General features: G+C 59.7%; 14 protein-coding genes. 13 read left to right on the top strand and 1 reads right to left on the bottom strand.

Annotated features, from left to right (window positions below):
- Positions 1–238 precede the first annotated feature (238 nt).
- The 6 genes from ACMGG9_RS04565 to ACMGG9_RS04540 all read left to right on the top strand — a co-directional run bounded on the left by ACMGG9_RS04565 (position 239) and on the right by ACMGG9_RS04540 (position 5,389).
- Positions 239–1,135 carry an amino acid ABC transporter substrate-binding protein gene (locus ACMGG9_RS04565; protein ID WP_033642166.1) on the top strand — a complete coding sequence of 299 codons (897 nt, stop codon included), beginning with the start codon at positions 239–241 and terminating at the stop codon, positions 1,133–1,135.
- Between the two features lie 216 nt (positions 1,136–1,351).
- The gene (locus ACMGG9_RS04560) at positions 1,352–2,092 is read left to right on the top strand and encodes an amino acid ABC transporter permease (protein WP_004939979.1); all 741 of its coding nucleotides are present in this window, start codon (positions 1,352–1,354) and stop codon (positions 2,090–2,092) included.
- Positions 2,092–2,766: a glutamate/aspartate ABC transporter permease GltK gene (gene gltK / locus ACMGG9_RS04555; protein ID WP_414161941.1), complete on the top strand. Its 675-nt coding sequence runs from the start codon at positions 2,092–2,094 to the stop codon at positions 2,764–2,766. The genes ACMGG9_RS04560 and gltK overlap by 1 nt, the downstream gene beginning before the upstream one ends.
- Complete coding sequence (locus ACMGG9_RS04550; protein WP_004939983.1) at positions 2,766–3,491, top strand: amino acid ABC transporter ATP-binding protein; 726 nt, start codon at positions 2,766–2,768, stop codon at positions 3,489–3,491. Before gltK ends, ACMGG9_RS04550 begins: the two co-directional genes overlap by 1 nt.
- Before the next feature lie 113 nt (positions 3,492–3,604).
- Positions 3,605–4,537 (top strand): pyrimidine-specific ribonucleoside hydrolase RihA, encoded by a 933-nt coding sequence (rihA, locus tag ACMGG9_RS04545; protein ID WP_197782174.1) that lies wholly within the window; start codon positions 3,605–3,607, stop codon positions 4,535–4,537.
- A gap of 147 nt (positions 4,538–4,684) precedes the next feature.
- Positions 4,685–5,389: an FMN-dependent NADH-azoreductase gene (locus tag ACMGG9_RS04540; protein WP_033642164.1), complete on the top strand. Its 705-nt coding sequence runs from the start codon at positions 4,685–4,687 to the stop codon at positions 5,387–5,389.
- A gap of 40 nt (positions 5,390–5,429) precedes the next feature.
- Here the strand turns inward: ACMGG9_RS04540 and ACMGG9_RS04535 are convergent, their stop codons facing one another.
- Entirely contained in the window at positions 5,430–5,912 is a 483-nt protein-coding gene (locus ACMGG9_RS04535; protein ID WP_025301844.1) for a zinc ribbon-containing protein, read from the bottom strand.
- Positions 5,913–6,197: 285 nt separating this feature from the next.
- Between ACMGG9_RS04535 and leuS the strand changes: the two genes are divergently transcribed.
- From leuS to mrdA, 7 genes are all read left to right on the top strand, one after another.
- Positions 6,198–8,780 carry a leucine--tRNA ligase gene (gene leuS, locus ACMGG9_RS04530; RefSeq protein WP_033651151.1) on the top strand — a complete coding sequence of 861 codons (2,583 nt, stop codon included), beginning with the start codon at positions 6,198–6,200 and terminating at the stop codon, positions 8,778–8,780.
- 14 nt (positions 8,781–8,794) lie between these two features.
- Positions 8,795–9,355: an LPS assembly lipoprotein LptE gene (lptE, locus tag ACMGG9_RS04525; RefSeq protein WP_033633932.1), complete on the top strand. Its 561-nt coding sequence runs from the start codon at positions 8,795–8,797 to the stop codon at positions 9,353–9,355.
- The gene (gene holA / locus ACMGG9_RS04520) at positions 9,352–10,386 is read left to right on the top strand and encodes a DNA polymerase III subunit delta (protein WP_004939997.1); all 1,035 of its coding nucleotides are present in this window, start codon (positions 9,352–9,354) and stop codon (positions 10,384–10,386) included. The genes lptE and holA overlap by 4 nt, the downstream gene beginning before the upstream one ends.
- Positions 10,376–11,038 (top strand): nicotinate-nucleotide adenylyltransferase, encoded by a 663-nt coding sequence (nadD, locus tag ACMGG9_RS04515; protein WP_015376938.1) that lies wholly within the window; start codon positions 10,376–10,378, stop codon positions 11,036–11,038. The genes holA and nadD overlap by 11 nt, the downstream gene beginning before the upstream one ends.
- 194 nt (positions 11,039–11,232) lie before the next feature.
- The gene (rsfS, locus tag ACMGG9_RS04510) at positions 11,233–11,550 is read left to right on the top strand and encodes a ribosome silencing factor (RefSeq protein ID WP_004940001.1); all 318 of its coding nucleotides are present in this window, start codon (positions 11,233–11,235) and stop codon (positions 11,548–11,550) included.
- A gap of 3 nt (positions 11,551–11,553) precedes the next feature.
- Positions 11,554–12,024 carry a 23S rRNA (pseudouridine(1915)-N(3))-methyltransferase RlmH gene (rlmH, locus tag ACMGG9_RS04505; RefSeq protein ID WP_004940002.1) on the top strand — a complete coding sequence of 157 codons (471 nt, stop codon included), beginning with the start codon at positions 11,554–11,556 and terminating at the stop codon, positions 12,022–12,024.
- Between the two features lie 38 nt (positions 12,025–12,062).
- A complete protein-coding gene (gene mrdA / locus ACMGG9_RS04500; RefSeq protein WP_033642160.1) occupies positions 12,063–13,958 on the top strand; it encodes a peptidoglycan DD-transpeptidase MrdA in 1,896 nt (631 codons plus the stop codon).
- Positions 13,959–13,961: the final 3 nt, after the last annotated feature.

Below are 13,961 nucleotides of genomic sequence, written 5' to 3'. Positions count from 1 at the left end.
CCCGTGCACATTTTGGAGGCGCCGAACGCACCATGCAGGTGCGTCTGGGTTTGGTTGCATTGATTTGGTGCGCGCGGCGTCTCAAAAAATGAAACATTTTAGTTTCAAGATATTCACAATCGGTTATTTTTTAACGGCTATCCGTTCTAAGACTATCTTTATAACCTGAGCAATAAATAGTCGATTTAAACCTGACGCTCTTTAGTCAGAGCCACCACAACAGCAAAGGAGTTGGACCATGCAAATGCGTAAATTGGCGTTATCGTTACTGCTGCTCGGTATGGCAGGTAGCGTGGCGCACGCGGAAGACCTGACCGGTACGCTGAAGAAAATCAAAGACAACGGCGTTATCGTTGTCGGCCACCGCGAATCGTCTGTGCCCTTTTCCTACTACGACAACCAGCAAAAAGTTGTGGGCTACTCTCAGGACTACTCCAACCAAATCGTTGAAGCCGTTAAGAAAAAGCTGAATGCACCGAATCTGCAGGTGAAAATGCTGCCGATTACCTCGCAGAACCGCATCCCGCTGCTGCAAAACGGCACCTATGACTTCGAATGCGGCTCTACCACCAATAACGTAGAGCGCCAGAAACAGGCCGCCTTCTCCGACACCATCTTTGTGGTCGGCACCCGCCTGCTGGTGAAGAAAGGCTCCGACATCAAAGACTTTAAAGACCTGGCCGGCAAACCGGTGGTGGTCACCTCCGGCACCACGTCCGAAGTGTTGCTGAACAAACTGAACGACAGCGACAAAATGAACATGCGCATCATCAGCGCCAAAGACCACGGCGACTCCTTCCGCACCCTGGAAAGCGGCCGCGCGGTGGCCTTCATGATGGATGACGCCCTGCTGGCGGGCGAGCGCGCCAAAGCCAAGAAGCCGGACCAATGGGAAATCATCGGCACGCCGCAGTCGAAAGAAGCCTACGGTTGCATGCTGCGTAAAGACGATCCTGAGTTCAAGAAACTGGTCGATGACACTATCGCCCAGGCGCAAACCTCCGGTGAAGCGGCCAAGTGGTTTGATAAATGGTTCAAGCAGCCTATCCCACCGAAAAACCTCAACATGAACTTCGAGCTGTCGGACGACATGAAGCAACTGTTCAAAGCGCCTAACGACAAAGCGTTGAACTGACTCAATAGAATAAAGCCGGGGTGGCCGCCAAGCCAAACCGGCCCAGTTGATGACTGGGACAGACAGGAATGAGGGGGGCCGTTCCCCTCCCTCATTTTCCCCAAGGCGCGTCACCGATCTCCGCACACAACAAGCCAGCCCGACTGGCCGTGCGGCGATCGGCGCCTATCAAGTCATCACTTTTCGGCGCCCTGCGCCCGTTTATCGGAGTTTGTTATGTCAATAGATTGGAACTGGGGTATCTTCCTGCAGCAGGCCCCGTTTGGGAACACCACTTACCTCGGCTGGATCTGGTCCGGCTTTCAGGTCACGGTGGCCCTCTCCGTCTGTGCATGGATTATCGCTTTCTTCGTCGGTTCGCTGTTCGGTATCTTGCGTACCGTGCCCAACCGCTTTCTTTCCACTCTCGGCACCTGTTACGTCGAACTGTTCCGTAACGTGCCGCTGATCGTGCAATTCTTTACCTGGTATCTGGTGATCCCCGAGCTGCTGCCGGCCAATATCGGCACCTGGTTCAAGACCGAGCTGGATCCCAACGTGCAGTTCTTCGTCTCTTCCATGCTCTGTCTGGGGCTGTTTACCGCCGCCCGCGTTTGCGAGCAAGTGCGCGCCGCCATTCAATCCCTGCCGCGCGGCCAGAAAGCCGCCGGGTTGGCGATGGGCCTGACGCTGCCGCAAACCTACCGCTACGTGCTGTTGCCGAACGCCTACCGGGTTATCGTGCCGCCGATGACCTCGGAGATGCTCAACCTGGTCAAAAACTCCGCCATCGCCTCCACCATCGGCCTGGTGGACATGGCCGCACAGGCCGGCAAGCTGTTGGATTACTCCGCACACGCCTATGAATCCTTTACCGCCATTACGCTGGCTTATATCGGCATCAACGCCGTGATCATGCTGTTTATGCGTCTGGTCGAAAAGAAAGTGCAGTTGCCTGGCAACCTGGGGAGTAAATAATGTACGAATTTGACTGGGCGTCGATCGTCCCAAGCTTCCCTTATCTGCTGCAGGGCATGGCGATCACGCTGAAGATCACCGTGACCGCCATCGTGGTCGGCATTCTGTGGGGCACCGTGCTGGCGGTGATGCGTCTGTCGCCGTTCAAGCCCATCAGCTGGTTCGCCACCCTGTATGTCAACCTGTTCCGCTCGGTGCCGCTGGTGATGGTGCTGCTGTGGTTCTATCTGGTGGTTCCAAGCTTATTACAACAAGTTCTAGGCCTGTCGCCGAAAACCGATATTCGCCTGATCTCGGCTATGGTAGCCTTTTCCCTGTTTGAAGCGGCCTATTACTCGGAAATCATCCGCGCCGGTATCATCAGCATCTCGCGCGGCCAATCCTCCGCCGCGTTGGCGCTGGGCATGACGCATTGGCAATCCATGCGGCTGGTGATCCTGCCGCAGGCGTTCCGCGCCATGGTGCCACTGCTGCTGACCCAGGGCATCGTCATGTTCCAGGATACCTCGCTGGTTTACGTACTGAGCCTGGCCGACTTCTTCCGCACCGCATCGACCATCGGCGAACGCGACGGCACCCAGGTTGAAATGATCCTGTTCGCCGGCTTTGTCTATTTTGTTATCAGCCTCGCAGCCTCGGCGCTGGTAAGCTATTTGAAGAAAAGGACTGTTTGATGATATCCCTGAAAAATGTTTCCAAGTGGTACGGTCACTTTCAAGTGTTGACCGATTGCACCACCGAAGTGAAAAAAGGCGAAGTGGTCGTCGTCTGCGGTCCTTCAGGCTCCGGCAAGTCCACCCTGATCAAAACCGTCAACGGCCTGGAGCCGATCCAGCAGGGAAGCATCCTGGTGAACGGCACGCCCGTCAACGACAAGAAAACCAACCTGGCGCAGCTGCGCGCCAAGGTCGGCATGGTGTTCCAACACTTTGAACTGTTCCCGCACCTGTCCATTATCGACAACCTGACGCTGGCGCAGGTAAAAGTGCTCAAGCGCGACAAGACCGCCTCACGCGAGAAGGGCCTGAAGCTGCTGGAACGCGTCGGCCTGTCCGCCCATGCCAACAAGTTCCCCGGTCAGCTCTCCGGCGGTCAGCAACAGCGCGTCGCCATCGCCCGCGCGCTGTGCATGGATCCGATCGCCATGCTGTTCGATGAACCGACCTCGGCGCTCGATCCGGAAATGATCAACGAAGTGCTGGACGTGATGGTCGAGCTGGCGAACGAAGGCATGACCATGATGGTGGTGACCCACGAAATGGGCTTCGCCCGCAAGGTGGCGAACCGCGTGATCTTTATGGACGAAGGCAAAATCGTCGAAGACCGCAACAAAGACGATTTCTTCAACAACCCCGAGTCCGATCGCGCCAAGGACTTCCTCGCCAAGATCCTGCACTAAGTTCTCGCTATGCGCCCCGCCTGGGGCGCATCTTTTCTCCCGGCACGAAAAGCGCTTGTATCTCCTCGTTTTTGATCCGATGCTCGCCGGATAACAAACAGAGGAGAAAGAACATGCCCCGCCCTATTATCATCGATTGCGATCCCGGCCTCGACGACGCCATCGCGCTGGCTATGGCGCTGCGCTCGCCGGAGCTGGACGTCAAAGCCATCACCACCTCCGCCGGCAACCAGACGCCGGAGAAAACCCTGCATAACGCGCTGGGTCTGTTGACCCTGATGCAGCGCGAGGACATCCCTGTCGCCGCCGGCGCCGCTCGCCCGCTGATGCGCGAGCTGGTGATCGCCGACTATGTCCACGGCAAAACCGGCATGGGCAACACCCACCTGCCGACGCCGACCCTCAAACCCGATCCCCGCGGCGCCGTCGAGCTGATCGCCGACCTGCTGCGCGCCAGCCCGCAGCCAATCACCCTCGTGGTGACCGGCCCGATGACCAACATCGCCCTGCTGTTGGCCCAGCACGCCGAGCTGAAAAGCCGTATCGAGCGCATCGTATTTATGGGCGGCGGCATGAATGCCGGCAATACCACGCCGGTGGCGGAATTCAATATCTTCGTCGATCCCGAAGCCGCCGAGATGGTGTTGAAATCCGGCGTGCCGCTGACCATGGCCGGGCTGAACGTCACCCATCAGGCGCTGGTGTTGCCGCAGGATATCGAGCGCATTCGCCAGATAGACAATCCGGTCGCGCAGGCGGTCGCGGAGATGCTCGATTTTTACCTGCCGCTCTACCTCAGCCATCCGCGCGGCCTGCCCGGGGCAGCGATGCACGATCCCTGCACCATCGCCTGGCTGCTGGCGCCGCAGCTGTTCACCGGCGTAGAACGCTGGGTCGGCGTGGAGACTAAAGGGGAATACACCGTCGGCATGACGGTGGTGGACTATTTCCAGCAAACCGGCAACGCGGCCAACGTGGAAGTGCTGACCGGCATCGATCGCGCAGGCTTTATCGATCTGCTGGCCGAGCGCGTCACGCGTTATTGATCCTCTCGGGGCGCGCTCGCGCCCTCATTCAACTTTTTTGATTTAACTCAGCGAATTTTTGCGCTATCACTGTTGATGGCTTGCCTCTACCATGCGTTTACACCGATTGACATCGTTACCGATTACACTTCGCCTGGAGATAAGCCAATGAGCCGCGTACTGGTCCTGAAATCAAGTATTCTGGGTGAATATTCCCAGTCTGGAAAATTAGTCGATTTTTTTGTTGAACAATGGCGAGAAGCTCACCCGGAAGACACCTTCACCGTGCGCGACTTGGCTAACCCAACGCTGCCGGAGCTGGATGGCGAAGTGATGGCCGGCTTTACCGCCGGCGACAAGCCGTTGACGCCGCATCAGCAAAGCACCCTGGCGCTGTCCGATGAGCTGATTGCCGAGCTGAAGTCGCACGACACGCTGATCATCAGCGCCCCGATGTACAATTTCAACATCCCGACGCAGCTGAAGATCTACTTTGATCTGATCGCCCGCGCCGGTCAGACGTTCCGCTACACCTCCGCCGGCGCCGAAGGGCTGGTGACGGGCAAAAAAGCGATCGTCATCTCCAGCCGCGGCGGCATCCACGCCGACACGCCGACGGATCTGATCACCCCGTACGTGAAGCTGTTCCTGGGCTTTATCGGCATCACCGACGTTGAATTCGTGCTGGCGGAAGGCTTCGCCTACGGCCCGGAAGCGGCGGAGAAAGCCGCCCAGGACAGCCGCATCGCGGTCGCGCAGAAAATCCCGGCCGGCGTCGCCGTCCCGGCCAGCGCACCGGCGCCGGCAAACGTCGCCCAAGAAGCCGTCAGCGGCGGTTTCCTGAGCAACCTGCTGAAGAAACTGTTCCGTTAACGGTAAACGTCAGCGTTCCCCGCCGCGGCGGGGGACGTCATCAGGGTTCAAATGGCCGACGCTGGAACTGGTCGTGACCGCATTTCGGGCAGAGCGGCAGCACCTCCGGCGTGTAGAACGCCAGGTGGTAATGGCACTGCTCGCAGACCAGATTGCCCAGCCCCACCACTTCACCGCTGTGATACACGCCGTGGTGGCTGACATCCTTGAACACCTCGCGCCACTCCAACTGGGTTTTATCGGTGATATCCGCCAGTTCCTGCCACAGGCTCTCCTTAATCACCCGCATAAACACGCTGTCGGTAAACTCGTCCCGGCTTTCCTGATAGCTGCGGGCGAACTCTTCCAGATCGCGCCGCACCGCCTGCGTCACCTGCCGCACCTCGTCGCGCGTCAGATCTTCGGCCTCGTTCAACCGCCGCTCCGCGCTGGCCACCAGTTCGTCGATATCGCGTTCGCCGTTTTTCAGACGTTCGGTCAGCGATGCCACCAATTCGCGGTAATACTGAGCAACCTTGTTCATAGACTCTCCTCGATAAACGCTGCGCCGGACTTGGCCATGGGGATACCCTTAAGCTACTTGTTCTTATTTTAGCCGTAAATGACTGATGTCACTTGGCAAGACGCGGGATCCGCAGGTTGTGAGCCGCGTCATGGCGGCGTTTTTTTTAAATGCGCCGAGTCAGGCGCTTGGAGTTGTTGCCGGGAGGTCTTATCAGCTATGCTATGCGGATCTACGAATACTAAATGTTCATTGCGTTGCCTCTGACCGGGGCAACGGTTTACACCTACAGGACCACCGGCCGCCATGCAAGAGCAATACCGTCCAGAAGACATAGAATCGAACGTACAGCTTCACTGGCAAGAGAAGCAGACTTTCAAAGTTACCGAAGACGACAGCAAGGAAAAGTACTACTGCCTATCCATGCTGCCTTACCCGTCCGGCCGACTGCACATGGGCCACGTTCGTAACTACACTATCGGCGACGTGATCTCGCGCTATCAGCGCATGCTGGGCAAAAACGTACTGCAGCCGATCGGCTGGGATGCGTTCGGCCTGCCGGCGGAAGGCGCGGCGGTGAAAAACAACACCGCGCCGGCCCCGTGGACCTACGACAACATCGAATACATGAAGAACCAGCTGAAACTGCTGGGCTTCGGCTACGACTGGGATCGCGAAATCGCCACCTGCCAGCCGGAATACTACCGCTGGGAACAGTGGTTCTTCACCAAGCTGTATGAAAAAGGCCTGGTCTACAAGAAGACCTCGGCGGTGAACTGGTGTCCGCACGATCTGACCGTGCTGGCCAACGAACAGGTTATCGACGGCTGCTGCTGGCGCTGCGACACCAAGGTCGAGCGTAAAGAGATCCCGCAGTGGTTCATCAAAATCACCGCCTACGCCGATCAGCTGCTGAACGATCTGGACACGCTGGAAAGCTGGCCGGAGCAGGTGAAAACCATGCAGCGCAACTGGATTGGCCGCTCCGAAGGCGTGGAAATCACCTTCGACGTGGCTGGCAGCGAAGAGAAGCTGACGGTTTACACCACCCGTCCCGACACCTTCATGGGCGCCACCTACGTGGCGGTCGCCGCGGGCCACCCGCTGGCGCAACAGGGCGCGCGCAACAACCCGGCGCTGACCGACTTCATCGACGAATGCCGCAACACCAAAGTGGCCGAAGCCGAAATGGCGACGATGGAGAAGAAAGGCATGCCGACCGGCCTGTTCGTTGTCCATCCGCTGAGCGGCGAGAAGCTGCCGGTGTGGGTCGCCAACTTCGTGCTGATGGAATACGGCACCGGCGCCGTGATGGCGGTGCCGGCACACGACCAGCGCGACTGGGAATTCGCCACCAAATATGATTTGCCGATCAAACCGGTGATCCTGAACCTCGACGGCAGCCAGCCTGACGTGAGCGCCGAAGCGATGACCGACAAAGGCGTGCTGTTCAACTCCGGCGAGTTTGACGGTCTGGACAACGAAGCGGGCTTTAACGCCATCGCCGACAAACTGGTCGCCAAAGGCGTCGGCCAGCGCAAGGTCAACTACCGTCTGCGCGACTGGGGCGTTTCCCGTCAGCGTTACTGGGGCGCGCCAATCCCGATGGTGACGCTGGAAGACGGCACCGTGATGCCGACGCCGGAAGACCAACTGCCGGTGATCCTGCCGGAAGACGTGGTCATGGACGGCATCACCAGCCCGATCAAGGCCGACCCTGAGTGGGCGAAGACCACCGTCAACGGCCAGCCTGCGCTGCGCGAAACCGACACCTTCGACACCTTTATGGAGTCCTCCTGGTACTACGCGCGCTACACCTGCCCGCAGTATGACCAAGGCATGCTGGATCCGGCCGCCGCTAACTACTGGCTGCCGGTCGATCAATATATCGGCGGTATCGAACACGCCATCATGCACCTGATGTACTTCCGCTTCTTCCACAAGCTGATGCGCGATGCGGGCCTGGTGGATTCCGATGAGCCGGCCAAGCGCCTGCTGTGTCAGGGCATGGTGCTGGCCGACGCCTTCTACTACACCGGCAACAGCGGCGAGCGCGTCTGGGTATCCCCGGTTGACGCCACCGTCGAGCGCGACGACAAAGGCCGCATCATCAAGGCCACCGATCCGCAAGGCCGTGAACTGGTCTATGCTGGCATGAGCAAAATGTCGAAGTCGAAGAACAACGGCATCGACCCGCAGGAGATGGTGGAAAAATACGGCGCGGACACCGTGCGTCTGTTCATGATGTTCGCTTCACCGGCAGAAATGACGCTGGAGTGGCAGGAATCCGGCGTGGAAGGGGCTAACCGCTTCCTGAAACGCGTATGGAAACTGGCCTACGATCACGTGGAAAAAGGCGCGGTGCAGCCGCTGGACGTGGCGTCGCTGAACGAAGAGCAGAAAGCGCTGCGCCGCGATCTGCATAAAACCATCGCCAAAGTGACCGACGATATCGGCCGCCGCCAGACCTTCAACACCGCGATCGCCGCCGTGATGGAGCTGATGAACAAACTGGCCCGCGCGCCGCAGGAGAGCGAGCAGGATCGCGCGCTGCTGCAGGAAGCGCTGCTGGCCGTGGTTCGCATGCTGTATCCGTTCACCCCGCACGTGTGCTTCGCCCTGTGGCAGGCGCTGGGCGGCGAAGGCGACGTGGACACCGCGCCATGGCCGGTTGCCGACGAGCAGGCGATGGTCGAAGACTCCAAGCTGGTGGTGGTGCAGGTGAACGGCAAGGTTCGCGCTAAAATCACCGTATCTGCCGATGCGACCGAAGAGCAAGTGCGCGCGCGCGCTGCCGAAGAGCATCTGGTGGCTAAATATCTGGACGGCGTCACGATTCGCAAAGTGATCTACGTTCCGGGCAAACTGCTTAACCTGGTTGTGGGTTAACACAAGGAGGAGTTGTGCGACAACGTATTCTGACGCTGTTGCTGGGGTTGGCGGTGCTGGTCACCGCCGGCTGCGGTTTTCACCTGCGTGGCACCACGCAGGTGCCTAATGAAATGAAAACGCTGATCCTGGACAGTTCGGATCCTTACGGACCATTGACGCGCGCGGTGCGTGAGCAACTGCGTTTGAACGCCGTGACCATCGTCAGCGATCCGAAGCGTAAAGACGTGCCTTCTCTGCGCATCGTCGGCGCGACGGAAAGCCAGGATACCGCCTCGATCTTCCAGGACGGTAAAACCGCCGAGTATCAGCTGGTGCTGACCGTGCAGGCCCAGGTGCTGATCCCGGGGCACGACCTGTATCCGCTGTCGGTGAAAGTGTTCCGTTCGTTCTTCGACAACCCGCTGACCGCGCTGGCCAAAGACTCCGAGCAGGAGATCATTCGCCAGGAAATGCGTGAGCAGGCGGCGCAGCAGCTGGTGCGCAAACTGCTGACCGTGCACGCGGCGGAAGAAGAAAACCGGCAGAAAGCCGCTGCCGTCGGCGAACGAGCGGCAAGCCAAACCGCACAATGATCCGCATTTATCCGGAACAACTTGCCGCGCAGCTCCGAGAGGGGCTGCGCGCTTGTTATTTATTGAGCGGCAATGAACCGCTGCTTCTGCAGGAAAGCCAGGATCTGCTCCGGCAGGCCGCGCAACAGCAGCAGTTCAGCGAGCACTACAGCATTTCCCTCGACGCCCACACCGACTGGGACGCCATCTTCGGCATCTGCCAGGCGATGAGCCTGTTCGCCAGCCGCCAGACGCTGCTGCTGATTTTCCCGGAAAACGGCCCAACGGCGCCGATCGGCGAACAGCTGACCAAGCTCGCCACCCTGCTGCACGAGGATATTCTGCTGATCCTGCGCGGCCCGCGCCTCACCAAAGCGCAGGAAAACAGCGCCTGGTTCAAGGCGCTCAGCCCGCACGGCGCCCTCGTCAGTTGCCAGACGCCGGAGCAGGCACAGCTGCCGCGCTGGGTCGCCGCGCGCGCCAAGGCGATGAAGCTGGAGTTGGACGACGCGGCCAATCAGCTGTTGTGCTACTGCTACGAAGGCAACCTGCTGGCGCTGTCGCAGGCGCTGGAGCGGCTGTCGCTGCTGCACCCGGACGGCAAGCTCACCCTGCCGCGCGTCGAGCAGGCGGTGAACGACGCCGCCCACTTCACGCCGTTCCACTGGCTGGACGCCTTGCTGGCCGGCAAGAGCAAGCGCGCCTGGCATATTTTGCAGCAGCTGCAGCAAGAGGATGTCGAGCCGGTGATCCTGTTGCGCACCCTGCAGCGCGAACTGCTGCTGTTGCTGACACTGCAGCGCCGCATGGCGTCCGCGCCGCTGCGCACGCTGTTCGATCAGCACAAGGTCTGGCAGAACCGCCGCCCGCTGGTCACCCAGGCGCTGCAACGCCTGTCCGGCGCCCAGCTGCAGCAAGCGGTACAGCTGCTGACGCAAATCGAGCTGACCCTCAAGCAGGACTATGGCCAGTCGGTCTGGCCGGAACTGGAAACCCTGTCGATGCTGCTGTGCGGCAAACCCCTGGCCACGAGTTTTACCGATGCCCACTAATCCGGAACACCCCACCGTATTGCACGCGCTGTTTGGCGGCACCTTTGATCCGATCCACTACGGCCATCTGCGGCCGGTGGAGGCGCTGGCCGCCGAAGTGGGCCTGAATCGCGTCACGCTGCTGCCTAACCACGTGCCGCCGCACCGCCCGCAGCCCGAGGCCAACGCACAGCAGCGCTTGAAGATGGTCGAGCTGGCGATCGCCGGCAATCCGCTGTTCGCGGTCGACGATCGCGAACTGCATCGCACCACCCCCTCCTACACCATCGAGACGTTGGAAACGATTCGTAAAGAGCGTGGCGCCGCCCAGCCGCTGGCGTTTATTATTGGCCAGGACTCGCTGCTGACGCTGCATAAATGGCATCGCTGGCAGGCGCTGTTGGACGTCTGCCATCTGCTGGTGTTGGCGCGCCCGGGCTATAACGATCGCATGGACACGCCGGAACTGCAGCAGTGGCTGGAACGTCATCGCACCGCCGACCCGGCACTGCTCAGCCGCCGCCCGCACGGCCATATCTATCTGGCCGATACGCCGGAGCTGGAAATTTCCGCCACCGAGATCCGCCAGCGCCGCCATCAGGGCCTCAACTGCGACGATCTGCTGCCGCGCCCGGTGCAGCGCTATATCGAGTTGCAGGGTTTATATCGCTAGCGAAAGGTGCGTGATATACTGCGCCGCTATTTTTCAGGTATCCGCTGAAAACCCCGGAAACCTTAGCTGGCCGGGCAGTCACCAGTTAGCTGGCTTTCAGCGGCAGCCTGCCGAAACCTTTATCCGGTTACGCCGCGGCGCGCGTATGTTGCTCGCCGCAGCCGACTGAACAGAACACACCCGAGGGGGAACCTTTGCAAGGTAAAGCGCTCCAAGATTTCGTCATCGATAAAATCGATGACCTCAAAGGCCAAGACATTGTCGCTCTGGACGTACAGGGCAAATCCAGCATCACCGATTGCATGATCATCTGCACCGGCACGTCGACTCGCCACGTGATGTCGATCGCCAGCCACGTGGTGCAGGAATCCCGCGCCGCGGGCATGGAGCTGTTTGGCATGAAAGGCCAGGAAGCCTCCGACTGGATCGTGGTCGATCTGGGCGAAGTGATCGTGCACGTGATGCAGGAAGAAAGCCGTCGCCTGTACGAGCTGGAAAAACTCTGGAGCTAAGCGGTGAAACTGCAATTGGTGGCGGTCGGCACCAAAATGCCAGACTGGGTGCAAACCGGCTTTATGGATTACCTGCACCGCTTTCCCAAAGATATGCCGTTTGAGCTGACCGAGATCCCGGCCGGCAAACGCGGCAAAAACGCCGACATCAAACGCATTCTGGACAAGGAAGGCGAACAAATGCTGGCGGCGGTGGGCAAAGGCAACCGCATCGTTACGCTGGATATCCCAGGCACGCCGTGGGAAACGCCGCAGCTGGCGCAGCAGCTTGAGCGCTGGAAGCAGGATGGCCGCAACGTCAGCTTGCTGATCGGCGGCCCGGAAGGGCTGGCGCCCGCCTGCAAAGCCGCTGCCGAGCAGAGTTGGTCGCTTTCTCCGTTGACACTGCCGCATCCTTTGGTGCGCGTCCTGGTGGCCGAAAGCCTCTACCGCGCCTGGAGTATTACTACAAATCATCCTTACCACCGGGAATAGCCGGTGGTGACCGTGACAGAGTGAAATAAAGCAGCGGGATGAAAATAGAACGTAACCCTTTTCGCGACTATACGGCTGAATCCGCCCTGTTTGTACGCCGCGCCCTGGTGGCGTTCTTGGTCATCCTGGTGCTGTCCGGCATCCTGATCGCCAACCTGTATAATCTGCAAGTGGTCCGCGTCGAGGATTACCGCACCCGCTCCAACGAAAACCGCATCAAGCTGGTGCCCATCGCGCCCAGCCGCGGCATTATCTACGATCGCAACGGCACTCCGCTGGCGCTCAACCGCACCATTTATCAGCTGGAACTGATGCCGGAAAAGGTCGACGATCTCAAAGCCACGCTGCAGGCGCTGCGCCCGGTGGTCGACTTGACCGATGACGACATCACCAATTTCGAAAAAGAGCGCAAGCGCTCGCGCCGTTTCGTCTCCATTCCGGTGAAAACCGCGCTGACCGAGGTGCAAGTCGCCCGTTTTGCGGTCAATCAGTTCCGCTTCCCGGGCGTGGAAGTGAAAGGCTACCAGCGCCGCTACTACCCCTACGGCTCCGCCCTCACCCACGTCACCGGCTACGTGTCGAAGATCAACGACCGCGACGTCGAGCGGCTGGACAAAGACGGTAAACTGGCCAACTACGCCGCCACCCACGATATCGGCAAGCTGGGCATCGAACGCTATTACGAAGACACGCTGCACGGCAAAACCGGCTATGAAGAGGTCGAGGTCAACAACCGCGGCCGGGTGATCCGCCAATTGCACGAACAGCCGCCTTCCGCCGGTCAGGACGTCTACCTGACGCTCGATCTTAACCTGCAGCGCTATATCGAACAGCTGTTGGTCGGCAGCCGCGCCGCGGTGGTGGTGAGCGATCCGCGCACCGGCGCCATCCTGGCGATGGTCTCCAACCCGAGCTACGATCCGAACCTGTTCGTCGACGGCATTTCCAGCAAGGACTATCAGGGGTTGCTGAACGATCCGAATCGCCCGCTGATCAACCGCGCCACCCAGGGGGTCTACCCGCCCGCCTCGACGGTGAAGCCTTATATCGCGGTGTCGGCGCTGAGCGCCGGGGTGATCACCAAAAACACCGTGGTGTTCGATCCCGGCTGGTGGCAATTGCCCGGCTCGGAAAAACGCTTTCGCGACTGGAAGAAATGGGGCCACGGCCGCCTGAACGTCACCAAGGCGCTGGAAGAGTCCGCAGATACCTATTTCTACCAGGTCGCTTATGACATGGGGATCGATCGGCTGTCGACCTGGCTGACCAAATTCGGTTACGGCCAGTACACCGGCATCGATCTGTCCGAAGAGCGCTCCGGCCTGATGCCGACGCGCGAATGGAAGCAGAAACGCTATAAAAAACCGTGGTATCAGGGCGACACCATTCCGGTAGGCATCGGCCAGGGTTACTGGACCGCGACGCCGATCCAGATGGCCAAGGCGCTGAACACCCTGATCAACGACGGCACCGTCAAAACGCCGCACCTGCTGCAGAGCACCCGCATCAACGGCGCGCTGGTGCCGTTCAAACAGGAAGAAAACACGCAGATCGGCGATATTCACTCCGGCTTCTGGGAAATTGCCAAAGACGGCATGTACGGTGTGGCCAACCGTCCGAACGGGACGGCGCGCAAATACTTTGCGGACGCACCTTATAAAGCCGCGGCGAAATCGGGTACCGCACAGGTATTCGGCTATGAAACCTACAACGCCCACAAACTGGCGGAGCACCTGCGCGATCACAAACTGATGACCGCCTTCGCACCGTTCAACAACCCGACGGTGTCGGTCGCCATCATTCTGGAAAACGGCGGCTCCGGTCCGGCGGTGGGGACCATCACCCGCCAGATCCTCGACCACATTCTGCTGGGCGACAACAATACGCAATTGCCAAGCGAGGCCCCGCTGCCGCCTGGCGTAGAAGGTGACTAAGGT

It is taken from the genome of Serratia sp. BNK-10, from assembly GCF_047456065.1.
GTDB classification, from domain to species: domain Bacteria; phylum Pseudomonadota; class Gammaproteobacteria; order Enterobacterales; family Enterobacteriaceae; genus Serratia; species Serratia ureilytica.
Note: the sequence above shows the minus strand (reverse complement) of the source record. Positions and strands in the feature narration are given on the sequence as shown.

Coding starts and splice junctions, on each gene's coding strand:
- ACMGG9_RS04565 (WP_033642166.1), top strand. CDS start 239: ATGCAAATGCGTAAATTGGCGTTATCGTTACTGCTGCTCGGTATGGCA.
- ACMGG9_RS04560 (WP_004939979.1), top strand. CDS start 1,352: ATGTCAATAGATTGGAACTGGGGTATCTTCCTGCAGCAGGCCCCGTTT.
- gltK (WP_414161941.1), top strand. CDS start 2,092: ATGTACGAATTTGACTGGGCGTCGATCGTCCCAAGCTTCCCTTATCTG.
- ACMGG9_RS04550 (WP_004939983.1), top strand. CDS start 2,766: ATGATATCCCTGAAAAATGTTTCCAAGTGGTACGGTCACTTTCAAGTG.
- rihA (WP_197782174.1), top strand. CDS start 3,605: ATGCCCCGCCCTATTATCATCGATTGCGATCCCGGCCTCGACGACGCC.
- ACMGG9_RS04540 (WP_033642164.1), top strand. CDS start 4,685: ATGAGCCGCGTACTGGTCCTGAAATCAAGTATTCTGGGTGAATATTCC.
- ACMGG9_RS04535 (WP_025301844.1), bottom strand. CDS start 5,912: ATGAACAAGGTTGCTCAGTATTACCGCGAATTGGTGGCATCGCTGACC.
- leuS (WP_033651151.1), top strand. CDS start 6,198: ATGCAAGAGCAATACCGTCCAGAAGACATAGAATCGAACGTACAGCTT.
- holA (WP_004939997.1), top strand. CDS start 9,352: ATGATCCGCATTTATCCGGAACAACTTGCCGCGCAGCTCCGAGAGGGG.
- nadD (WP_015376938.1), top strand. CDS start 10,376: ATGCCCACTAATCCGGAACACCCCACCGTATTGCACGCGCTGTTTGGC.
- mrdA (WP_033642160.1), top strand. CDS start 12,063: ATGAAAATAGAACGTAACCCTTTTCGCGACTATACGGCTGAATCCGCC.